Source organism: Micromonospora sp. C28ISP2-4 (assembly GCF_030519385.1).
Taxonomy (GTDB): Bacteria; Actinomycetota; Actinomycetes; order Mycobacteriales; family Micromonosporaceae; genus Micromonospora; species Micromonospora tulbaghiae.
The window spans coordinates 77,868-98,341 of the sequence record NZ_JAUMKG010000008.1 but is presented as its reverse complement, the minus strand read 5'-3'; the positions used below and the strand labels follow the sequence as shown (position 1 = coordinate 98,341).

General features: G+C 73.3%; 19 protein-coding genes and 1 tRNA gene. 10 read left to right on the top strand and 10 right to left on the bottom strand.

Annotation, left to right across the window (positions count from 1 at the left end; translation table 11 throughout):
* Window positions 1-386: 386 nt before the first annotated feature.
* Window positions 387-851: a hypothetical protein gene (locus Q3W68_RS26445; RefSeq protein WP_302908024.1), complete on the top strand. Its 465-nt coding sequence runs from the start codon at window positions 387-389 to the stop codon at window positions 849-851.
* On the opposite strand, the gene Q3W68_RS26440 is transcribed toward Q3W68_RS26445, so the two are convergent.
* The 7 genes from Q3W68_RS26440 to Q3W68_RS26410 form a co-directional block, all read right to left on the bottom strand.
* Window positions 838-2,313 (bottom strand): serine/threonine-protein kinase, encoded by a 1,476-nt coding sequence (locus Q3W68_RS26440; protein WP_302908023.1) that lies wholly within the window; start codon window positions 2,311-2,313, stop codon window positions 838-840. The two genes, Q3W68_RS26445 and Q3W68_RS26440, sit on opposite strands and share 14 nt — an antisense overlap.
* A gap of 30 nt (window positions 2,314-2,343) precedes the next feature.
* On the bottom strand, window positions 2,344-2,802 hold the full coding sequence (locus Q3W68_RS26435) for a hypothetical protein (RefSeq protein ID WP_302908022.1): 459 nt from the start codon (window positions 2,800-2,802) through the stop codon (window positions 2,344-2,346).
* Between the two features lie 134 nt (window positions 2,803-2,936).
* Window positions 2,937-6,518, bottom strand: a complete 3,582-nt coding sequence (locus Q3W68_RS26430; protein ID WP_302908021.1) for an adenylate/guanylate cyclase domain-containing protein — start codon at window positions 6,516-6,518, stop codon at window positions 2,937-2,939.
* Window positions 6,515-7,297, bottom strand: coding sequence for an MBL fold metallo-hydrolase (locus Q3W68_RS26425; RefSeq protein WP_302908070.1), 783 nt, complete (start codon window positions 7,295-7,297; stop codon window positions 6,515-6,517). The genes Q3W68_RS26430 and Q3W68_RS26425 overlap by 4 nt, the downstream gene beginning before the upstream one ends.
* Before the next feature lie 141 nt (window positions 7,298-7,438).
* The gene (locus Q3W68_RS26420; RefSeq protein WP_302908020.1) at window positions 7,439-7,900 is read right to left on the bottom strand and encodes a RidA family protein; all 462 of its coding nucleotides are present in this window, start codon (window positions 7,898-7,900) and stop codon (window positions 7,439-7,441) included.
* A gap of 5 nt (window positions 7,901-7,905) precedes the next feature.
* Window positions 7,906-8,061: a DUF4177 domain-containing protein gene (locus Q3W68_RS26415; protein ID WP_013289021.1), complete on the bottom strand. Its 156-nt coding sequence runs from the start codon at window positions 8,059-8,061 to the stop codon at window positions 7,906-7,908.
* A 62-nt stretch (window positions 8,062-8,123) separates the two neighbouring features.
* The gene (locus tag Q3W68_RS26410) at window positions 8,124-8,564 is read right to left on the bottom strand and encodes a hypothetical protein (protein ID WP_302908019.1); all 441 of its coding nucleotides are present in this window, start codon (window positions 8,562-8,564) and stop codon (window positions 8,124-8,126) included.
* A gap of 336 nt (window positions 8,565-8,900) precedes the next feature.
* On the opposite strand from Q3W68_RS26410, the gene Q3W68_RS26405 reads away from it, so the two are divergent.
* The 3 genes from Q3W68_RS26405 to Q3W68_RS26395 are packed head-to-tail and all read left to right on the top strand — an operon-like array spanning window position 8,901 to window position 11,695.
* The gene (locus Q3W68_RS26405) at window positions 8,901-9,491 is read left to right on the top strand and encodes a hypothetical protein (protein ID WP_302908018.1); all 591 of its coding nucleotides are present in this window, start codon (window positions 8,901-8,903) and stop codon (window positions 9,489-9,491) included.
* Between the two features lie 26 nt (window positions 9,492-9,517).
* Window positions 9,518-10,492: an ArsA-related P-loop ATPase gene (locus tag Q3W68_RS26400; RefSeq protein WP_302908017.1), complete on the top strand. Its 975-nt coding sequence runs from the start codon at window positions 9,518-9,520 to the stop codon at window positions 10,490-10,492.
* A gap of 54 nt (window positions 10,493-10,546) precedes the next feature.
* Window positions 10,547-11,695: an ArsA-related P-loop ATPase gene (locus Q3W68_RS26395; protein ID WP_302908016.1), complete on the top strand. Its 1,149-nt coding sequence runs from the start codon at window positions 10,547-10,549 to the stop codon at window positions 11,693-11,695.
* 9 nt (window positions 11,696-11,704) lie between these two features.
* On the opposite strand, the gene Q3W68_RS26390 is transcribed toward Q3W68_RS26395, so the two are convergent.
* Entirely contained in the window at window positions 11,705-12,025 is a 321-nt protein-coding gene (locus Q3W68_RS26390; RefSeq protein ID WP_282311758.1) for a WhiB family transcriptional regulator, read from the bottom strand.
* Window positions 12,026-12,428: 403 nt separating this feature from the next.
* Here Q3W68_RS26390 and Q3W68_RS26385 point away from each other — a divergent pair, with 403 nt between their 5' ends.
* Entirely contained in the window at window positions 12,429-14,876 is a 2,448-nt protein-coding gene (locus Q3W68_RS26385; protein WP_302908015.1) for a transglycosylase domain-containing protein, read from the top strand.
* 70 nt (window positions 14,877-14,946) lie between these two features.
* Here Q3W68_RS26385 and Q3W68_RS26380 read toward each other — a convergent pair whose 3' ends face one another.
* Complete coding sequence (locus tag Q3W68_RS26380) at window positions 14,947-15,402, bottom strand: GatB/YqeY domain-containing protein (RefSeq protein ID WP_091330623.1); 456 nt, start codon at window positions 15,400-15,402, stop codon at window positions 14,947-14,949.
* Window positions 15,403-15,427: 25 nt separating this feature from the next.
* On the opposite strand from Q3W68_RS26380, the gene Q3W68_RS26375 reads away from it, so the two are divergent.
* From Q3W68_RS26375 to Q3W68_RS26360, 4 genes are all read left to right on the top strand, one after another.
* Window positions 15,428-16,321 (top strand): metallophosphoesterase, encoded by an 894-nt coding sequence (locus tag Q3W68_RS26375; RefSeq protein ID WP_302908014.1) that lies wholly within the window; start codon window positions 15,428-15,430, stop codon window positions 16,319-16,321.
* Window positions 16,322-16,458: 137 nt separating this feature from the next.
* A tRNA-Pro gene (locus Q3W68_RS26370) sits at window positions 16,459-16,535 on the top strand.
* An 80-nt stretch (window positions 16,536-16,615) separates the two neighbouring features.
* Window positions 16,616-17,290 (top strand): HAD family hydrolase, encoded by a 675-nt coding sequence (locus tag Q3W68_RS26365; RefSeq protein WP_302908013.1) that lies wholly within the window; start codon window positions 16,616-16,618, stop codon window positions 17,288-17,290.
* Window positions 17,291-17,366: 76 nt separating this feature from the next.
* Window positions 17,367-18,470 carry a calcium:proton antiporter gene (locus Q3W68_RS26360; protein ID WP_302908012.1) on the top strand — a complete coding sequence of 368 codons (1,104 nt, stop codon included), beginning with the start codon at window positions 17,367-17,369 and terminating at the stop codon, window positions 18,468-18,470.
* 87 nt (window positions 18,471-18,557) lie between these two features.
* On the opposite strand, the gene Q3W68_RS26355 is transcribed toward Q3W68_RS26360, so the two are convergent.
* Entirely contained in the window at window positions 18,558-19,031 is a 474-nt protein-coding gene (locus Q3W68_RS26355) for a hypothetical protein (protein ID WP_302908011.1), read from the bottom strand.
* A gap of 109 nt (window positions 19,032-19,140) precedes the next feature.
* Between Q3W68_RS26355 and Q3W68_RS26350 the strand changes: the two genes are divergently transcribed.
* The gene (locus tag Q3W68_RS26350; protein ID WP_302908010.1) at window positions 19,141-20,430 is read left to right on the top strand and encodes an MFS transporter; all 1,290 of its coding nucleotides are present in this window, start codon (window positions 19,141-19,143) and stop codon (window positions 20,428-20,430) included.
* Window positions 20,431-20,474 lie beyond the last annotated feature (44 nt).

Here is a 20,474-nt window from a genome sequence, read left to right as displayed (position 1 = left end):
CCCCGGCACCTGGGGAGGGGGACTGGCGGGCCTCGGACGGCCGACGCTCGCCTCGTCGAGCGCGGGTGGGCCCGGGGTACGGCGGGTGCCCGATCACCCGCCGTACCCCGGGGGCCAGTCAGCGGATGGTCAGCGTGCCGACCGCCGCGCGCCGCGTCGCACGGGTGGTTGCGGAGCCGCCGCGGCGGGCGCGACAGCCGGTCCGGCGAAGGGATCGACGCCCACGTTAGCGGCCCTCAAACCCGGATCGATACGGCAAACAACCAGATGATGTAACGATTTTTTCTCGATCGTCGCTACCAGCGACTCCGAAGTGGAGCGTCGGTGACGGGAAGCCGTCTCATCCCGCCGGTTGACAGGTGGGCGCGCTGGGCCATGCTTGTCGGGTGAGATCGTTCCCGAAGCCCGATGCGCGGGCGAAGGCCGTCGTCGCGTCCATGGCGACGGTGGCGGCGGTGGTGACCCTCGCCGTGTGGCGTCCGCCCGGCATCCTGTCGGTCGTGCTGGCCCTGGTCTGCGTCCTCCTCGCCATGATCACGGGAGTGGCGATCACCGCCGCGCGCCAGCCCGGCGGCACCGGCGGTCCCGCTCCGCAGGCCGAGAGCTGGCCGGTCCCCCACCAGGGGTACGGAGTGGACGCCGACACGCTGGAGGCCATCGATCCGCGCGCGGTGCGGAACCTGCGCACCCCGGCGGGTCAGCCGATCGACGCGGACACGCTGGAGACGCTGGACCCCCGGCTGGTACGCGGCATGCGGACGCCGACCGCCGTGGACGCCGACACGCTGGAGACGCTCGACCCGCGGTCGGTGCGGCAGGGCCGGACCGTGAACGGGCTCAGCGACCGGTGAGCGTGGGGCCGGCGAGCGCGTTGACGCCCCGGCCGGCGAGACAGCGGTAGGTGCGGTCCGCCTCGGCCTCCGGCGGCAGCACCTCCAGGTTCCATCCGCTCGCCGACTTGCCGCCGCTGACCAGCCGGAACGTGTCGGCGTTGCACACCCGCCCGACGGCCGGATCGGCCGCCACCGTCTCGTGCCGGGCCCCGGCGAGACCGGCCGGCAGGTCACCGGCGGCGTAGGTCTCCCAGGTGTGCTGGCCGTCGCACGGCACCCGGCTCGCCTCGGCCCGGTCGCGGCGCAGCCGTACCGGACCGAAGCACTCCAGCTCCGTCGCGCAGCGCGCCCCCGCCGGCAGCCGCACGTCGGCGGACGCGCAGCCGGGCACGGGCGCGGCACCGGCCACGCCGCTGGGCGCAGGCGTCGGCGCGACGGGCGGCGCGTGCCCGGCGGCCACCCAGCCGCCCCCGGCCGAGGCGGCGAGCGCCAGCACTCCGGCGCCGCCGAGGAACCAGCGCTTGGGCCAGCGCCGGGCACGCGAGGCCACCGTCGGGTGGTCGTCGTCCGCAGGCGGTCGCGGATTCGGCCCGCCGGTGCGGTGGAACCGGTCGCCGCCGGCGCCGTCGTACAGGCCGCCCGTCGCCGGCGCGCCGTCCAGCGGCAGCGAGGCGAGCAGGCCACGCAGCTCGACCGCGGAGGGCCGCTCACCCGGGTCGTTCGACATGCCCAACCGGAGTACGTCGATCAGCTCGCCGGGCACGCCGGGCAGGCCCGGGATCGGCTGCTGGAACATCTCCAGCACGGTGACCAGGCTCGGGTTGCGTTCGGAGTGCCAGCGCGGCGGACGGCCGTACATCACCGCGTAGAGCGTGGCGCACAGCGAGTAGACGTCGACGGCGGGCGTGGGCGGGCTGTGGTTGAACGTCTCCGGCGGCGCGTACGCCGGGGTGAGCGCCTCCAGCATCACCGAGGAGTCACGGAACTCGGCGAGCACCGCCAGGCCGAAGTCGGCCAGGACGGCCGAGTTGAACTCGGAGTGCAGGATGTTCGCCGGCTTGACGTCGCGGTGCAGCACGCCCGCCGCGTGCGAGTGGGCCAGCGCGTCGGCGATCTTCACGCCGAGGTCGCGCGTCTCCTCCGGGCCCAGCGGCGAGGTGCGCATGCGTTCGGCGTACGAGCCGTCGCACAGCTCCATGATGAGGTAGGGGTGCTGGTCGACGGTGACCCCGACGTCGAACAGGTCCACCACGTGCGGGTGCGACGACATCCGCCCGGCGGCACGGGCCTCGCGCAGGAAGCGGGCCTGGTCGCGCTCGCTGTCCAGCGTCCGGTTCTCAATCTTGACCGCCACCTCGCGTCCCACCGAGATCTGAGTGGCCCGGTAGATGGTGGCGTAGCCGCCCCGGGCGAACACCTGCAGATCGGTCAGACCGGGCACGATGGGCAGCCGCACGGCGCCGGGCGGGGTCTCGGTCACGACTCGAAAATACCCAACGATCCGGACCCGTCAGCGCGCCGCGTCGGTGGCCGGCACCGGACCCGGGACGGAGTCGACAGTGGCGGCGGGCGCCCGGCGGGCGTCCCACCACAGGCCGACCGCCGTCGCGACAGCACCCAGCCCCTCCCACGCGGCGACCGCGAAGAAGCGGTCCGGCGCGACGTCGGAGAGCACCGCGATGGTGAACACGGTGAAGGTGACCAGGCGGAACCAGACCGTGAACCGGTAGAACGGCCGCCACTCGGTGGCGACGGCGAGCAGGTAGTAGACCCCCATGTTGAACGAGGCCATCGAGGACGCGGTGAGGAACGTGCCGGTGTAGTCGCCCGGGGCGCGCTCGGCCGGCACCTCGAAGCCGAGCAGGCGCAGCTGAGTCTCCGGCCAGATCAGACCGAGCGCGCCGAGCAGCAGCGCGAGGAGCCCGAAGACCGCGATCGTCCAGCCGGCGCCCGAGCGCGGCAGCCTCATCGTTCCTCCCCAGCGTGGTCTGCCGGTGACGCAGGCGCGCACCGGGAGGCGACAGTCGATCCACGGCTGTCGCCGCCCCACGCTAACCGGCCCCACCGACTAACACATCCCCGGAACCGTCAGAACAAGGACGGTCAGCCGCCGGAGAGGCGGACCCGCAACGCGTCCGCGACGATCCGCTCACTGCGCTGCTCGGTGGCGTACGCGAGGCGTACCGCCTCCTCCGCGTTCGTCAGCGCCTCGGCCCGGCGACCGCAGGCGTCGAGCGCCTCGGCCAGCACCAGCAGCGCCACCACCTGGCTGCGCACGTCCTCGGCCGGAGCGGTGATCGACCGCTGCGCCCAGTCGAGCGCCTGCTCGCGCTGGCCGTGGGCGAGCAGCGCCGCGGCGTACCGGGCCATCGTCTGCCGCCGCGAGAACAGCAGCGAGGGCGCGTTCGCCGCGCCGGTGGCCACCGGCGCGAGCAGCCCCACAGCGGTGCCCGGATCACCCGCCGCGAGGCGGGCCATGGCGAGCAGCACCCGGGGCGCGACCTGGGCCGGCGCCTGCGGGTTGTGCGGCTCCACCCGGGTCAGCACCGACCGCGCCTCCCGCTCGGCGGTCTCGTGGTCGCCCATGTCCAGCGCCACGAAGCCGCGCAGCGTGCCGGCCATGCCGGTGAGCAGCGGGTGGGTGGTCCGGTCGGCGTACTCGAGCGCCTCGGTGAACAGGTCGGCCGCGTGTTCCGGCTCGCCCAGCCCGCGCGCCACCACCCCGCGCACCACCAGCGCGAAGCCCTGCCCCCAGTCGTCGCCCACCTCGGCGAAGTCCCGGTACGCGCGCCGCGCCGCCCGGTCCGCCTCGGCCAGGTCGCCCAGTTCGGCGGTGGCGTACGCCTCGACCGCGCGCAGCGTCCCCACCGCCCACGCCTCGCCGACCCGCTCGCCGAACGGCAGGAACACCCGCGCCATCCGGCACGCCTCCCGCAGCCGGCCGGCCAGCAGCCGGGCGAAGGCGGTGGTGCCGCGCAACCAGGCCCGTCCGTACGGGTCCTTCAGCTCGGCGAAGAGCCGGGCGGCCCGGCCGAGCACCGCGTCGGTGCCGGCGAAGTCCCCCCGGGTGGTGGTCACCCAGGCCAGGTTCTGCAACGACCAGGCCTGCCCGCGGGGATCCCGCGCGGCGAGGCTGACCTGGTAGGACGCGGCCAGCCGGCTGCTCGCCTGCCCGAGCCGGCCGGCGATGAAGTCGGCCATGCCGAGCCGGCGCATCGCCGAGGCCCGCAGCGTGGGCAGGTCGGCGTCGGTGGCCACCTGCAACGCCTCCTGCCAGTTGCACTCGGCCCGCTCGGCGTCACCGAGGGTCTGCTGGGCCTGCCCGGCGAGCAGCAGCGCGGCGGTACGGGTGGCCGGGTCGCCGGTGTTCGCGGCGATCTTCTCGGCGAACGCGAGCGCGTCGGCCGGGCGGCCGATCTGGAGCAGCGCCCGGGCGTGCACCACCCGGTCGGCCGGTGGCACCCCGTCGCGGGCCAGCTCGGCCGCGCGCTCGGCGTACTCGACCGCGAGCGCCGGCTCGCCCGACCGCAGCGACCGGCGCGCGGCCCGGCCCAGCGCGGCCACGCCCAGCGGGCCGACCGCCCGGGCCTGCGCGTCCGGGCGCAGCTTGACCGCGTCGGCGAGCGCCGTGGCCCGCTCCACGTGCTCGGCGACGAAGTCGTCCCGGGCGGCTTCGGTGAACGCGCCCCCCGGTGCGCCGCCGGTCTCGTCGACGCTCTCCGGCGCGGCCCAGCGGGCCAGCGCCGCGTGCCGCTCGGCCAGCTCGGCCTTGCTCACCCCGGCGTACACGGCCTCCCGCATCAGCGGGGTGGCGAAGGCGAACCCGCTGCGGGTGCGGTGCAGCATGCGCCGTTGCAGCAGCTCCTCCACGGCCCGGTCCAGCTCGACGGCGGCCACCGCGGCGGGCCGACCGTCCTGTCCGACCCGCTGCTCCCGAAGCGCCTCCAGCGCGCCCGCCGGTACGTTGTCGCCCACCACAGCGGCGTCGCGCAGCGCCGAGCGGGCGTTGGGCGGCAGCGCGTCGATACGCGCCGCCAGCACCGCGGCCAGGTCCCGGGAGAGCAGCCGGCTACCGAGTGAGCCGGGGGCGAGCCGCCATCCGACGTCCGCGCCCCGGCCCGGGCCGGCCGTGAGCGCACCGCGCTCCATCAGCAGCGTGACCAGCTCGGCCAGGTAGAACGGGTTGCCCTGCGCGGTGGCGAGCAGCCGGTCCGCGTCGGCCTGGGGCATGCGGCCACCGGACAGGTAGCTGGTGAGCAGCCGGGACGCGTCCGCACCGCGCAGCGGTGGCAGCGCGTGCACCTCGGCGTCCGCGACGCGGGTCAGCGCGCCGGCGGTCCGTACCAGCTCGGGGCGGCCGAGCAGCAGCACCAGCACCGGCCCGCTGAGCCGGTTGAGGGTCAGCGCCAGCGCCTTGAGCGTCTCGGCGGTGGCGTCGTGCAGGTCGTCCACCACGATCATCAGCGGCGCCTCCACGGCGAGCGCGCTGAGCAGGTCCGCGACGGCCGTCGGCACCGCCTCGTCGTCCGGCGGCGGTCCGGCCGCGTTCCACTCGCCGTTCTCCGTGGCGGGCGGGAGTTCGGCGTACCCGAGCAGGGCCAGGAGCTGGTCCACGGCGATCGGCGGCGGGTCGCCGGGGAGCCGGGACAGGCGCTGGCCGAGGCGGCGCAGCCGCTCCTCGACGGCCGGCCGGGTGACGGCGGTGGCCGCGTCGCCGGGCAGGCCGACGGCGGCCCGGACCAGGTCGGCCAGCGGCGCCAGCCGGCGACGCTCGCCGAACGCGGCGCACCGCACCGAGAGCACCCGGGCGCCGGTGTGCGCGGCGTACCGCCCGGCGCCGACGTCGTAGCCGGCGGCGAGGCGTTCCACCTCGGCCGCGAACCGGGACTTGCCGATCCCCGCCTCGGCGGTCATCAGCAGCACCCGGGGCTCACCCCTGTCGATCACCTCGGCGAGCCGTCCGGCCACCCGGCCGATCTCGGTCTCCCGGCCCACGAACGGCGCCTCGTCGCCGAGGCCGGACCGGGTGCCGGGCGCGTCGAGCAGGCCCAGCAGCTCGTACGCCTCGACCGGTTCCCGCTTGCCCTTGAGCCGCAGCGGGCGCAGCGCACGCCAGGAGGCGACGTGCCGGGTCGCGGCGGAGGTGCGCGCGCCGGCGTAGACCGCGCCGACAGCGGCGGCGTCGGCCAGCCGGGCGGCGGTGTTCACGGTGTCGCCGATGACGGTGTACTCGATCGCCGCCTGGATGCCGGCGATCACGTCTCCGGTGTTGAGGCCGACGCGCAGGCCCAGCGGCGCGCCGCCGCCGCGCTCGTCGTCGAGCACCCGCCGCACCGCGCGCTGCATGGACAGCGCCGCGCGGACCGCCCGCTCGGCGTCGTCCTCGTGCGCGACCGGCGCGCCGAAGACGGCCATGATCCCGTCGCCGGTGAGCTTGTCGACGTGCCCGCCGAACGTCTTGACCGCGCCCGCGAGGGCGGCGAGCACCCGGTCGGTGACCGCGCCGACCCGTTCCGGGTCCAGGTCCTCCGACCAGGAGGTGAAGTCGGACAGGTCGCCGAAGAGCACGGTCACCACGCGGCGCTCGGCGGCGGGCAGCGTGGCGGCGGCCGGCAGCGCCGCTCCGCAGTTGTGGCAGAACCGCGCCCCGGGCACGGCGACGGTTCCGCACACCGGGCAGGTCACGGCTGCTCCACCCCGAGGTGTTCGAGCTGGGCCCGGACCGACCACTCGGCGGCCCACCACAGCGACCTGTCGACGTCGGCGTAGACCACTGCGACCACCTCGGCGGCTGTGGTGGCGCCCGCGGCGACGGCGGCGCGCACCTGGTCCAGCCGGGCCCGCCGGTGGGCCAGGTAGAAGTCGGCCGCCACACCGCAGTCGGCCAGCGCCGGGCCGTGGCCCGGCAGCGCCGGGATCCCCCGGTACGCGGAGAGCAGCTCCAGGCTGGACAGGTAGTCGCCGAGGTGCCCGTCCGGGTGGGCGACCACTGTGGTGCCCCGGCCGAGGATGGTGTCACCGGTCAGCACGACGCGCTCGCCGTCGTGCTCGGCCAGGAGGCAGATCGAGTCGGCGGTGTGCCCGGGGGTGGGCAGCAGTCGCAGGTCCAGCCCCAGGTCGAAGGTGGTGTCGGCGGTGAGCGGCTCACCTCCGGCCGTGTGCGCCGGGTCGGCGGCGAGCACCGGTACGCCGTCGAGCAGCTCACGCAGCCGGGGCGCGCCCTCGGTGTGGTCGGCGTGCCCGTGCGTGATCAGCACCAACCCGACCGGCCCCCGCGCCGCGATCGCGGCCAGGTGTCCCTCGTCGGCGGGCCCCGGGTCGACCACGACGGCGGGCGCGTCCGGCCCGGCCCGCAGCACCCACGTGTTCGTCCCGTCGAGCGTCATCGGCCCCGGGTTCGGCGCACGCAGCAACGTCACCCACCCCGGCAGCCCGTCCGCAAGCGCCCCCGCCGCACCGGCCATACGCCCACCCATGGCTGCGATCGTACGACTCCGCCCGCCGCTCCCCGCGATCTTGCAGTTCCGGCCCGGGGTTTGTCCCCGTCTGGGGCTTCTGCCGGGGCGACAACTGCAAGATCGCGGGCTTCAGTGGCGGGCTGAGGGTCACGCGACCTCGACGACGACCTCTACCTCTACCGGGGCGTCCAGGGGAAGCTCCGCCACGCCTACGGCGCTGCGGGCGTGGCGGCCGGCCTCGCCGAACACGGCGCCGAACAGGTCGGAGGCACCGTTGATCACGCCGGGCTGGCCGGTGAAGCCGGGTGCGCTGGCCACGAAGCCGGTCAGCTTCACGACCTTGACCACGTTCTCCAGCCCGACCAGCGCGTCGATCGCGGCGAGCGCGTTGAGCGCGCACCGCTCCGCCAGGTCCTTCGCCTGCTCGGCCGAGACGCCGTTGCCGACCTTCCCGGTGGCGAGCAGCTTGCCCTCGGCCATCGGCAGCTGGCCGGACACGTAGACGTGCTGCCCGGACTGGACGGCCGGCACGTAGCTGGCCACCGGCGGCACCACCTCGGGCAGTTCGAGGCCGAGCTCGGCGAGCTTCGCGTGAGGTCCGTTGCTCATGGAGGTCAGCCCTTCGGACGCTTCAGGTACGCGACGAGCTGCTCCGGGTTCGGGCCGGGGACCACGGAGACCAGTTCCCAGCCGTCCTCGCCCCAGTTGTCGAGGATCTGCTTGGTCGCGTGGACCAGCAGCGGCACCGTGGCGTATTCCCACTTCTGCATCGGAGGAGGGCTCCCTTGCCTGACTTGGACTTCGGTCAGGCACAGCCTACGGTCCGCCGCGGTCACCAGGACGCGGGACGCGGCTCCGGCGCCGGCGGCGGCTCGCCGCACGGGCCCTCGTGCTCGAAGCGCTGCGGGCACCGGCTGCGGTCGGGCAGCAGCAGGTCGCAGAAGACCCGGTGCCTGTTGTTCTGGTCGTCGGCGGTGGAGACGGTGGTCTCGCCCGCGTCCAGCTCCACCAGGAAGCCCAGCGAGGTGGCCACGGTGCCGGCGAGCGCGGTGGCCGCCGCCAGGTCGGGCACCCGGACCTGGAGGTGGATGACGTAGCCGGGCTCGTCCTCGTCCCGCCCCTTCCCGCCGGAACGGGGAAGCGTCCGGATCCCCTCGACCGGAGGGGCGTAGGACCGTTCGTTGAACGGCGCGGCCGGCCCTTCGGCCTCACCCGGCCGTCCGGCCCGGTCACCGGGGAACTGGGCTCGGGGACTGTTCTCCGCGTCGCGCATCCGTCGCCTCCGGGCGTCGTACCTGTTCAACCAACACCGCCATCCGGCTCGGAGCCGTCCCCGGCCCGGCTCTCCGCGTCGGGGACGAACGTAGATCCTGCGACAAGTCCCGGCAACGGGACGCGCACACCTCGTCACGTCCAGTCACATTTGCGACACAAGGCTGGTCGGAAACGCGGTGGCGACTCTGCGCGGCGGGGGCGCGTACGCGGGGCTGGCAAGCGCCCCGCCGACCGATACCCTTCCGGACTGGACGCGCGCCGACGCGCGCCCGCACACCTCGACCCGTGCCCGTCGCCTGGGGCGGCGACGGGAGCCGCAACCCGGGGGAGACAGATGACCCAACCGCCCGCCGGTGGCGACACCGGCACGCCCGGCGACCCGAATCCGCAACCGCCGCCCATCGGCGGCGCGCCGCCGGGATCCGCACCCACAGCCGGCCCGCCGGCGTATCCGTCCGGCACACAGCCGTATCCGCAGCCGCGCAAGCGACCGGCCGTGCTGATCGTCTCGCTGGTGCTGGCCGCCGCGGTCCTGCTCTGCGGCGGCGGGGGCACAGCCGCGTTCCTCGCGCTGCGCGACAGCGAGGACGGCCAGGGCGCGAAGGAGCCGCAGGTCGCGGTGGACGGCTTCCTCAAGGCCGTCTACCAGGAGCGCGACGCCGAGAAGGCGGCGACATTCGTCTGCTCCGCGGCCCGCGACGACGAGAAGATCGCCACCAAGGTCGCCGAGGTGCAGAAGTACGTCGCGCAGTACCAAAACCCCCGGTTCCGCTGGCCCACCCCGACCGTCGACAACCAGACCGGGGACCGGGCCACAGTCTCCGCCCGGGTGACCATGACCACCGCCGACGAGAAGGTCGCCGAGCAGGCGCTGCGTTTCACAGTGGTGCGGAAGACGGGTTGGTGGGTCTGCGAGGTCGGCTGACGCCGCGGGCTGGTTAGGCTCGACGGGTGGCAGCGAGTGAGCAGCCGGCCGAGTCCGCCGGCAGATGGCCGGCCCGCCTGCACGTGGTGACCGGCAAGGGCGGCACGGGAAAGACGAGCGTGGCCGCCGCGCTGGCCCTCGGCCTGGCCGCCGGGGGCCGGCGCACCCTGCTGGTCGAGGTGGAGGGCCGGCAGGGCATCGCCCAGCTCTTCGGCACCGATCCGCTGCCGTACGAGGAGCGGCACCTCGCCGACGCGCCCGGCGGCGGTGAGGTGCGGGCGCTGGCGGTCGACGCCGAGGAGGCGCTCCTCGAATACCTGGACATGTTCTACAAGCTCGGCGCCGCCGGCCGGGCCCTGCGCAAGCTCGGCGCGATCGACTTCGCCACCACGATCGCGCCGGGCCTGCGCGACGTGCTGCTCACCGGCAAGGTCAAGGAGGCGACCACCCGCACGAGCGGGTCGCGCCGGACGTACGACGCGGTGGTGCTGGACGCGCCGCCGACCGGGCGGATCGGCCGCTTCCTGAACGTGACGGCGGAAACCGCCCGGCTGGCGAAGGTCGGCCCGATCAAGACGCAGAGCGAGGGCGTCTCCGCGCTGCTCCGGTCGCCGATGACCGCCGTGCACGTGGTCACGCTGCTGGAGGAGATGCCGGTCCAGGAGACGCTCGACGCGGTGGCGGAGCTGACGCAGCTCGGTTTCCCGGTCGGCCGCGTGATCGTCAACGGCGTCCGCCCGCCGGTGCCGGCCGGGCGGGCGGTCACCGCGGCCGAGCTGAAGCGCGGGCTGGCCGCCGCCGGCCTGCCGACCGACGGCCCGACCGTGGCCGGGCTCGCCGAGGAGGCCCGTGACCAGCAGGTACGCCGTGAGCTGGAGGACTCCCTCCGGGGTGACCTGGTGGATCTCGGCCTGCCCCTGGTCGAGTTGCCGCTGCTGCCCGAGGGGGTCGACCGGGCCGGGCTGGAGACGCTCGCCGAGGCCCTCGTCCGGGCGGATTGACTCACACCTGCGGCCGGCACGGAGCAGAGTGCCCCTCGGGACCGATACGCTCGATTGGTGCCTTCCGAAGACGCGGCGCCTCCGCTTGACGTCGACCAGATCCTCGCCGACGACGGCGTACGGATCGTGGTCTGCTGCGGGGCGGGCGGCGTGGGCAAGACGACCACTGCGGCGGCGCTGGCGTTGCGGGCGGCCGAGCGGCACGGCCGGCGCACGGTGGTGCTCACCATCGACCCGGCGCGCCGGCTGGCCCAGTCGCTCGGCCTGACCGAGCTGGACAACACACCCCGGCAGGTAAAGGGCATCGACGTCGAGGCCAGCGGCGGCGAACTGCACGCCATGATGCTCGACATGAAGCGCACCTTCGACGACGTGGTGCTCCAGCACACCGACCCGGCGAAGGCGGCGGAGATCTTCGCCAACCCCTTCTACCAGGCCATGAGTTCCACCTTCGCCGGCACGCAGGAGTACATGGCGATGGAGAAGCTGGGCCAGTTGCACGCCCGGGGCGAGTGGGACCTGATCGTGGTGGACACGCCGCCGTCGCGCTCCGCGCTCGACTTCCTGGACGCGCCGGCCCGGCTGTCCCGGTTCCTCGACGGCCGGATGCTGCGGCTGCTGCTGGCCCCGGCGCGCAGCGGCGGGCGGAGCATGTTCAGCCTGGTCACGGCGAGCTTCGGGATGTTCTCCAAGGTGGTGCAGAAGGTGATCGGCGCCCAGTTGCTCACCGACCTGTCCGGCTTCGTGGCCGCCCTCGACTCGATGTTCGGCGGGTTCCGGCAGCGCGCCGAGCAGACGTACCGGATCCTCCAGGCTCGGGAGACGGCGTTCCTGCTGGTCGCGGCGCCGGAGCCGGACGCGGTCCGGGAGGCCGCCTACTTCGCCGGCCGCCTGCGGGAGGAGCGGATGCCGCTGGCCGGGCTGGTGCTCAACCGGGTGCACCGGCCGGCGTCGGACCTGTCCGCCGCGGAGAGCCTGGCGGCTGCGGAGCGGCTGGCCGGCGTGGGTGGGCACGAGGGCACCGTCGAGGTGTTGCGCGCGCACGCCGCGCTGGCCCAGCAGGCGGTACGCGAGGAGCAGGTGGCGGCCCGGTTCACCGAGGCGTTCCCGGCGGTGCCGGCGGTGTCGGTGACGGCGCAGCCCGCCGACGTGCACGACGTCGACGGGCTGCGGACGATCGGCGAGGCGATCAGCCGGAGCTGACCGGTCCGGTCAGGTGGCCGTGGTGACCAGGATCTTGTCCTTGCCGGCCTTCTCCTTGGCGTTCTTCTTCATGGCCGCCTCGAACATCTTGCGCCAGCTGGTGACCTGCGGGTGACGGCGCAGCAACGCCCGGCGCTCGCGCTCGGTCATGCCACCCCACACGCCGAACTCGATCCGGTTGTCGAGCGCGTCGGCCAGGCACTCGTACCGAACTGGGCAGCTCCGGCAGATCCTCTTCGCCACGTTCTGTTCGGCGCCCTGTACGAACAACGCGTCCGGGTCTCCGTTCTGACACGCCGCCAGTGACGGCCAGTCAGTGATCATGCCCATCTGTACACGTCCCCCCTTGCAGTACCTACCGACTTCGCGCGAGCAGCCCTCGTACTTCCCCCCTGTCGTTCGCGCCAGCCTCCCCAGGGCGGCACGAACGACTCATGGCTGCGGTCGCCGCCACCATCATGCTGTGTAGTCGCCCGATTACGCAACGTTGTCGGCGAAATCCATCATTCCGGACACTCCCGGCTTCCCGGGCTTTCGCCCCGCGACTACCCCGCCCGAGTACGTGAAAACGCTGCGCCACTCCCGGAGTTCGGAGAGACTTCCGCCGGATCTCACGCAACCCCGGACCAGGGCTCGTGCGTTTAGCACAACGAGGCCGGCGCATGCAGGAAATGGGGAAACTTCCCCGCGCGCCCGCCGATTCCTACTCGCGTACCCTGTCGAGGTGACCTGGATGCGGAAACGTGACCACAACGTGCTGACCAACGCCGCATCGCTGCTGATCTGCGGCCTCTTGGCCGGAGTGGTGGTCGCCGCGGCGGCCTTCCCCGTCGCAGCGATGTCCGGACTGGCCGCCAAGGCCGGAGCGGAGACGTTCGAGGCGCTGCCCAAGGAGCTGACAGTCGCCCGGGCACCCCAGATCACCAAGCTGCTCGCGGCCGACGGCAAGACCGTGCTGGCCACGATGTACGACGAGAACCGCAAGGACGTCCAGCTCAAGGACATCTCGCCGTACATGCAGAAGGCCATCATCGCGGCCGAGGACCACGACTTCTACAAGCACAACGGCGTGGACATCAACGGTGTGGCGCGGGCCTTCGTCAACAATCAGGCCGCCGGCTCCTCCCGGCAGGGCGCGTCGACGCTCACCATGCAGTACGTCCGGCTGGCCATCTCCTACTCGGCCACCCACCCGGCCGACGTGGTCGCCGCGACCGAGGACACCAGCGGCCGCAAGCTGCGCGAGATGAGCCTGGCGCTCCAGGTCGACAAGGAACTCTCCAAGGACGAGATCCTCCGGCGCTACCTGAACATCGCCGCGTTCGGCAACGGCGCGTACGGCATCTGGGCGGCCAGCCAGGTCTACTTCAACAAGCCGCCGAGCAAGCTCGACATCCAGGAGTCGGCGATGCTCGCCGGCATGGTGAAGGCCCCCACCGCTTTCGACCCGACCACCAAGGCGGGTTACCCGGAGGCGGTCGGCCGGCGCGACTACGTCATCCAGAACATGGTGCAGATCGGCGCGATCACCCAGCAGGAGGCGGACGCCGCCAAGAAGATCAAGCTCCAGGTCAAGGGCAAGCGCACCCCGAACGGCTGCACCCAGACCACCACCCGCTCGTGGGGCTTCTTCTGCGACTACCTCTACCGCTGGTGGCTCCAGCAGGAGACGTTCGGCGCCACCTCGTACGACCGGGAGCGGCGGCTCAAGAGCGGCGGCTACACCATCATCTCCACGCTGGACGTCCAGGCGCAGAAGGGCGCCGACAAGGCCGTCCGCAACAAGCTCGGCGAGAGCAGCAAGGCGGCCCGGATGGTGGCCGCTGTCGAACCGGGCACCGGCCGGGTCCGCGCCGTGGCGGTGAACCGTAACTTCAAGCTCGACGACCCGGCCGACCCGCAGAACAAGATCTCCAGCGACCCGAAGAAGGCCAAGAAGAAGATCCGGGGCAACTACCCCAACACGGTGAACCCGCTGGTCACCGGTGGTCCCGGCATCGCCGGCTACCAGGCCGGCTCGACCTTCAAGATCTTCACGCTGGTGGCCGCGCTGGAGAAGGGCTACCCGCTCAGCTACCCCATCAACGCGAAGCCGGTCTTTGAGTCCGACTACCCGGTCGAGTTCAACTCGCCCGCCGCCTGCCCGGGCACCAGCAAGTACTGCCCGAAGAACGCCAACCCCGCGATGGCCGGCATGCACAACATGTGGAGCGGCTTCGGCTACTCGGTGAACACGTTCTTCATCGACCTCCAGCAGCGGGTCGGCGCGGAGAACGTGGTGAAGGCCGCACAGAAGCTGGGCATCACGTTCCGCTCGTCGAGCGACGCGCAGCTCGCCGCCAACCCGCACCAGTGGGGCGCGTTCAGCCTCGGCGTCTCCCAGACCACGCCGCTGGAGCTGGCGAACGCTTACGCCACGCTCGCCGCCGACGGCAAGTACTGCGAGCCGATCCCGGTGCAGGAGATCCGCGGCCCGGACGGCGAGAAGCTGGACGTCGCCAACCCCCGCTGCGAGCAGCGGGTCAGCACCGAGGTGGCCCGCGCCGCCGTGGACGCCGCCCGCTGCCCGGTCGGTGACCGCTCCTCCACCAGCAAGTGCGGCCCCGCCACCGCAGGCAACGTCCGCAACATCGTCGACGCGCCGGTGGCCGGCAAGTCCGGCACCACCGACTCCGACCGCACCTCGGCGCTGGTCGCGATGACCAAGCAGTACGCGGTGGCCGGCATCATGGCCGACCCGGACTGGCCGCAGACCAACCAGAAGATGGGCCACGACGAGACGCCCCAGGGCATCAACCCGGCGGTCTACCAGACGCTGCGTGACGCCATGAAGGGTAAGGAGCGGAAGAACTTCACTCCGCCCAGCGGCAAGATCGTCCTCGGCGACCAGCGCTCCATCCCGGGCGTGAAGTGCGAGTCGATCGAGACCGCGAAGTCCCGGCTGAAGGGCGCCGGCTTCGAGCCGGTGGTCTCCAGCAACAAGGTGCCGTCGGAGTGCCCGGCCGGCACCGCGGCCGGCACCAGCCCCGACGGGCGCACCATCAAGGGCGGCGTGGTGATGATCGAGGTCAGCTCCGGCCAGGGCGGCACCCCGGCGCAGGGCGGCACCGCGACACCGGACCGGCCGGGTGGCCCCGGCGGACCGGGTAACGGCGGCCGACCGGGACGACCGCCGAACTGACAGCCGACATGCGACGGCCACCTCCCGCGGGAGGTGGCCGTCGTCGTTTCCGCGCTACTTGAGCGCCGGGTCAGAGACCGAGCTGGCGGCGTACCTCGGCGGCCACCCGACCGCCCTCGGCCCGGCCCGCCACCGCGGCCTGGGCCGCCTTCATGGCCGGGCCCATCTGCGCCTTGCCGGTGAAGCCGCCCGCGGCGAGCGCCCCCGAGACAAGCTCGGCCAGCTCCTCGTCGGAGAGCTGCTTGGGCAGGTAGCGCTCCAGCACCTCGCCCTCGGCGGTCTCCTTGCCGGCCTGCTCGGCGCGCCCCGCGTCGGCGAACGCCACCGCCGCCTCGCGGCGCTTCTTCGCCTCCTTCGTCAGCACGGCGAGCACCTCGTCGTCGCTGAGCTCGCGCTTTTCCCGGCCGGCGACCTCGGCGTTGCCCACGGCGGCCAGGGCCATCCGCAGCGTGGAGGTGGTCAGCTCGTCGCGCGCCTTGAGAGCGGCGCGCATGTCGGCGGTGAGACGGTCCTTCAGCGTGCTCATGGACGGTGAAACTACCCTGAACGCCATGCGAAAGCGCACACTATTCCGGCTCGCGGCCGGAACCGTCGCCGCCGGCGCGGCCACCCTGGCGTACGCGTCGCTCGTCGAGCGCAACATGTTCACGCTCCGCCGGTACGACGTGCCGGTGCTCCCGACCGACGCCGAACCGCTGCGGGTGCTGCACCTCTCCGACCTGCACATGATGCCCGGCCAGCGACGCAAGCAGGACTGGGTGGCCTCGCTGGCCGCGCTCGACCCCGACCTGGTCGTGGTCACCGGCGACAACATGGCGCACCCGGAGTCGGTGCCGGGCGTGCTGCGCGCCCTGCAACCGCTGCTCGACCTGCCCGGCGCGTTCGTCTTCGGTTCCAACGACTACACCGGTCCGGTCCTGAAGAACCCCTTCACCTACTTCCTGCCCGACCGGGAGTACACCGAGGGCGTGCCGCTGCCGTACGAGGAGCTGCGCGACATCCTCACCGGCGCCGGCTGGACCGACCTGAACAACGCCCGCACCATGCTCAAGGCCGGCGGGCGGGAGATCGAGCTGGCCGGCGTGGACGACCCGCACATCGAACGGGACGACTACGACGCCGTGGCCGGCCCGGTCAGTGGCGACGCGGCGCTGTCGATCGCGCTGTCCCACTCCCCCGAGCCCGCGGTGCTGGACCGGATGGCCGCCGACGGCTTCGGTCTGCTGCTCGCCGGGCACACCCACGGCGGCCAGGTCTGCGTGCCCGGGTACGGCGCGCTGGTGACCAACTGCGGGCTGCCCCGCTCGATGGCGCGCGGGCTGCACCGCTGGCCCGGCTCGGACTCCTGGCTGCACGTCTCCGCCGGCCTCGGCACCCACCCGACCGCCCCGATCCGCTTCGCCTGCCCCCCAGAGGCCAGCATCCTGACCCTGATCCCCCGCTGACCCCGGCTTCCCCGGCAGATCTTGGTACGCGGCCGCCCCTCGGGGGGCAATCCGTACCAAGATCTGCCGGGTACGCGGGGCGGGGGGTACCGAGTTTGACCGTGGGGACGGGTGGGCTACTATTTGTCGGCACGCCTCGGGGTGTGGCGCAGCTTGGTAGCGCGCTTCGTTCGGGACGAAGAGGTCGTCGGTTCGAATCCGGCCACCCCGACCAGAGGTAAGAGGGCACATCCGATCATCGGATGTGCCCTCTGCGTTTCCCGGTCGCGATCACTGTCGCAGTAGGATCCCGCCATGCCACGGCCGGTCGTCTTCGACCTCTTCCACACCCTGGTCCACGGCGCCGACGACGAGCGGGACCGTGTGGTCGGCGAGGTGGCGCTCATGGTCGGGGTGGATCCGGCGGCGCTCGTCGCCGCGTACCACGCCACCTGGCGGGACCGCCTGGTCCGGTGGAACGCGGCGGAGACCGTCCGCATCCTCGCCGGGCGCCTCGGCGGCTCGCCGACCGATGAGCAGGTGGCCCGGGCCGCCGCGCACCGGCTGGCCCTCGCCCACCGGGTGCTGGGCCGCGTCTCGACCGGAACCCTGGACGTGCTCGACGCGCTGCGCGAGCGTGGGCACCGGCTCGCCCTGATCAGCAACGCCACCTCCGAGACGGCCGAGGCTTGGGCGGACGGCCCGCTCGCCCGGCGTTTCGACGTCGCTGTCTTCTCCTGCGAGGTCGGGCTGGCCAAGCCGGATCCGGCCATCTACCGCATCGCCGCGCAGCGGCTGGGCGTCGCGCCGGCCGACTGCGTGTACGTGGGCGACGGGGCGGACGGCGAGCTGGCCGGCGCGGCGGCGGTCGGCATGACGGTGCTGCGGACGACCGAGCACCAGGACACCGATCCGGGCTGGACCGGAACCGTGATCGGGCACCTCCGTGACGTGCTCGCCCACGTGGAGCAACGGGCCTCGATCGAATAGATCGACATGACTGCCCGCAGCCACCCCGCCACGCGGGATTCACCCTGCCCCCTGGCAAAGTATGCGCATGCCGCCGATGATCCGATCCCGCCTGACCGATTGGACCACCGTCGCGCCCCTGGTCGCCGTGCTCGTGCTCGTGATGACCTGGGGACGGGAGCTGCCCGGCCCGCTCATCTTCGTGGTGGCCGCCCTGCTCGCGGCGGCAGTGCTGGCCGCTGTGCACCACGCCGAGGTGGTGGCCCACAAGGTCGGTGAGCCGTACGGCTCACTCGTGCTGGCGGTGGCGGTCACCGTGATCGAAGTCGGTCTGATCGTCACGCTGATGATCAGCGGTGGGGAGAAGACGCAGGCGCTGGCGCGGGACACCGTCTTCGCCGCCGTCATGATCACCTGCAACGGCATCCTCGGCCTGTCGCTGCTGCTCGGCGCGCTGCGCCGGCAGGTGGCGGTGTTCAATCCGGAGGGCACCGGCGGGGCGCTGGCCACGGTGGCCACGCTCGCCACGCTCAGCATGGTGGTGCCGACGTTCACCACGAGCCGGCCGGGGCCGGAGTTCTCCCCCGCCCAGCTCGCCTTCGCAGCGGTCGCCTCGCTGGCGCTCTACCTGCTGTTCGTCATGGTGCAGACCGGCCGGCACCGCGACTACTTCCTCCCGGTCACGCAGGAGGGCAGCATCCTCGCCGAGGACAAGACCGGTGACGGGCACGCCGAGCCGCCGTCGACGCGTACCGCGCTGGCCAGCCTGGCGCTGCTCGTGGTGGCGCTCGTGGCGGTGGTGGGCGACGCGAAGACGATCTCCCCGGCGATCGAGACGGCGGTCAGCGCCGCGAACCTGCCGCAGGCGTTCGTCGGCGTGGTCATCGCGCTGCTGGTGCTACTGCCGGAGACGCTCGCCGCCGCCCGCGCGGCACGGCGGGACCGGGTGCAGATCAGCCTCAATCTCGCGCTCGGCTCGGCGATGGCCAGCATCGGCCTGACCATCCCCGCCATCGCGATCGCCTCGATCTGGCTGGACGGGCCGCTGTTGCTGGGCCTGGGCGGCACCCAGATGACGCTGCTGGCGCTGACCGCGGTGACCGCTGTGCTCACCGTCGTGCCGGGCCGGGCGACAGTGCTCCAGGGCGGGGTACACCTGGTGCTGCTCGCCGCGTTCGTCTTCCTGGCCGCCAGCCCGTAAGCGGGCACGCCCGCCGCCGGCCCGTAAGCGGGCACGCCCGCCGCCGGCCCGTGAGCGGCCGCGCCGACCGCCGGCCGGTACAGACCGTCAGTCGTGCAGCTCCGTCCGCGCCACCTCGGCGAACGCGGCGGTCAGGTACTCGGCGAACGGGCGTCCGGTGACCGCCAGCAGGTCGGCCACCAGCAGCGGCGCGTGCCGGGCGATCGCCGCCGGGTCGGGCGGGTTCTCGTCGTCGCCGGGGTCGTAGACGCCGAGCGCGCCGGCCAGCAGCACCAGCAGCACGTGCGGGTCGACTTCGGGCCACCACGGCGCCGCCGACCGGACGCACTGTTCCAGCACCTGCCGTACGTCGTCGCCGTCCAGCCCGTCCGGGTGCCCCTCCTCCAGCAGCAGCCGGACCACGCCGCCGAGCACCAGGCCGGCCCGGTCGGCGGCGGCCAGCCGCTCGACGGCCGGGGCGTACGCCTCGGCGTCACGGGCGCGGGCGGCGGTCACGGCGTCAGTGGCCGTCTCGGCGATCTCGCGGGCCGGTGCGGGCAGGTGCCGCCAGGTCGTCGTCACCGGGTCAGCATGGCAGAGCACGTGTGATCGCTCACCTTCCGGCCCGTGGCCCGCGTGTGTAAGGGGTAAACGGGTCGCGGTAGTCGTACCCGCCGAACAGAATCCCAGCATGCTGCGCCGCGCCCTGCCCGCCCGTCCCGAAGCCCGCCGGATCCTCCTGGGCACACTGTTCTCCGCTGTCGGGCGTGGCCTCACCCTGCCGTTCCTGTTCATCTACCTCACCGACGTACGCGGTCTGACCGACACCCGGGCCGGGCTCGTGATCGGCTGGTTCGGCGCGGTCACGCTGGCTCTCTCGCCGCTGGCCGGCACGTTCATCGACCGGTTCGGCGCGCGCCGGGTGGTGTTGCCCTGCCTGGTGATCGAGGCGATCGGCACCGGCTCGCTGGCGCTGGTCGACTCGACGGCCTCGGCGTTCGGTGTGATGACGCTCATCGCCGTCGGCAGCTCGGCGATCTGGGCCGGGCAGAACACGATCCTCGCCTCGCTGACCGACGACGGCGAGCGGCAGCGCGTGTTCGGGCTCAACTTCGCGCTGCTCAATCTCGGTATCGGCACCGGCGGCCTGATCTCCGGCGCGGTGGTCGACGTGGCCCGTCCGATCACCTTCGAGGTGATCTACCTGCTGGACGCGGTGAGCTACCTGACGCCCGCGCTGATCCTGCTGAGCCTGCCGCACGTCGGGCGCCGGCCGGCCGTGGCCACGGGCGCGAAGACTGACGACCGGAGGACCGGCGGCTACCTCACGGTGCTGCGGGACCGGCCGTTCCGCCGCCTGGTCATCTTCGGCCTGGTGCTCACCACGTGCGGGTACGCGCAGATCGAGGTGGGCTTCGCGGCGTACTCGGTCCGGGTGGTCGAGGTGACGCCCCGGGTGGTGGCGTGGGCGCTCGCCGCGAACACCGTGATGATCGTGCTCTCGCAGCTGCTGGTGATCCGCCGCCTGGAGGGGCGCAGCCGTACCCATGCGCTCGCCACCGTGGGCGGGGTCTTCGCCGGCGCGTGGCTGGTGCTCGGCGCGGCGGGCGTGGTGGGCAGCGGCAACGCGGTGCTCGCGGCGCTCGGCGTGGTGGCCTGCTCGGCGATCTTCGGGTTCGGCGAGACGATGCTGTCGCCGGTCATGCCCGCCCTGACCAACGCGCTCGCCACCGACGAGCTGCGCGGCCGGTACAACGCGATGAGCTCGATGATCTTCGGGATCAGCGGTGTGGTCGGCCCGGTCACCGCCGGCCCGCTGATCGGCGCGGCGAACGGCCGGGTCTGGGTGGCCGTGGTGGTGGGCGGCTGTCTGGCCGCCTCGGTGCTCGCGCTGTCGCTGCGTCCGCTGCTCACCGCCGCGCAGGACGGCCGCTCGACGGTCACCGCGGCGCCGGAGCCCGAGCCCGCGCGGGCGACCTGACAAGCCGGCGGCCTGCGAAGAGGCGTGCCGCCTGACGCGAACGG

Excerpts from the sequence above, each read along its gene's own strand:
- Q3W68_RS26415 (WP_013289021.1), bottom strand. The coding sequence starts at position 8,061 with ATGCAGAAGTGGGAATACGCCACGGTGCCGCTGCTGGTCCACGCGACC.
- Q3W68_RS26425 (WP_302908070.1), bottom strand. The coding sequence starts at position 7,297 with ATGGCCGGTGCGGCGGGGGCGCTTGCGGACGGGCTGCCGGGGTGGGTG.
- Q3W68_RS26360 (WP_302908012.1), top strand. The coding sequence starts at position 17,367 with ATGATCCGATCCCGCCTGACCGATTGGACCACCGTCGCGCCCCTGGTC.
- Q3W68_RS26390 (WP_282311758.1), bottom strand. The coding sequence starts at position 12,025 with ATGGGCATGATCACTGACTGGCCGTCACTGGCGGCGTGTCAGAACGGA.
- Q3W68_RS26405 (WP_302908018.1), top strand. The coding sequence starts at position 8,901 with ATGACCCAACCGCCCGCCGGTGGCGACACCGGCACGCCCGGCGACCCG.
- Q3W68_RS26365 (WP_302908013.1), top strand. The coding sequence starts at position 16,616 with ATGCCACGGCCGGTCGTCTTCGACCTCTTCCACACCCTGGTCCACGGC.
- Q3W68_RS26385 (WP_302908015.1), top strand. The coding sequence starts at position 12,429 with ATGCGGAAACGTGACCACAACGTGCTGACCAACGCCGCATCGCTGCTG.
- Q3W68_RS26420 (WP_302908020.1), bottom strand. The coding sequence starts at position 7,900 with ATGAGCAACGGACCTCACGCGAAGCTCGCCGAGCTCGGCCTCGAACTG.
- Q3W68_RS26375 (WP_302908014.1), top strand. The coding sequence starts at position 15,428 with ATGCGAAAGCGCACACTATTCCGGCTCGCGGCCGGAACCGTCGCCGCC.
- Q3W68_RS26380 (WP_091330623.1), bottom strand. The coding sequence starts at position 15,402 with ATGAGCACGCTGAAGGACCGTCTCACCGCCGACATGCGCGCCGCTCTC.
- Q3W68_RS26410 (WP_302908019.1), bottom strand. The coding sequence starts at position 8,564 with ATGCGCGACGCGGAGAACAGTCCCCGAGCCCAGTTCCCCGGTGACCGG.
- Q3W68_RS26350 (WP_302908010.1), top strand. The coding sequence starts at position 19,141 with ATGCTGCGCCGCGCCCTGCCCGCCCGTCCCGAAGCCCGCCGGATCCTC.
- Q3W68_RS26435 (WP_302908022.1), bottom strand. The coding sequence starts at position 2,802 with ATGAGGCTGCCGCGCTCGGGCGCCGGCTGGACGATCGCGGTCTTCGGG.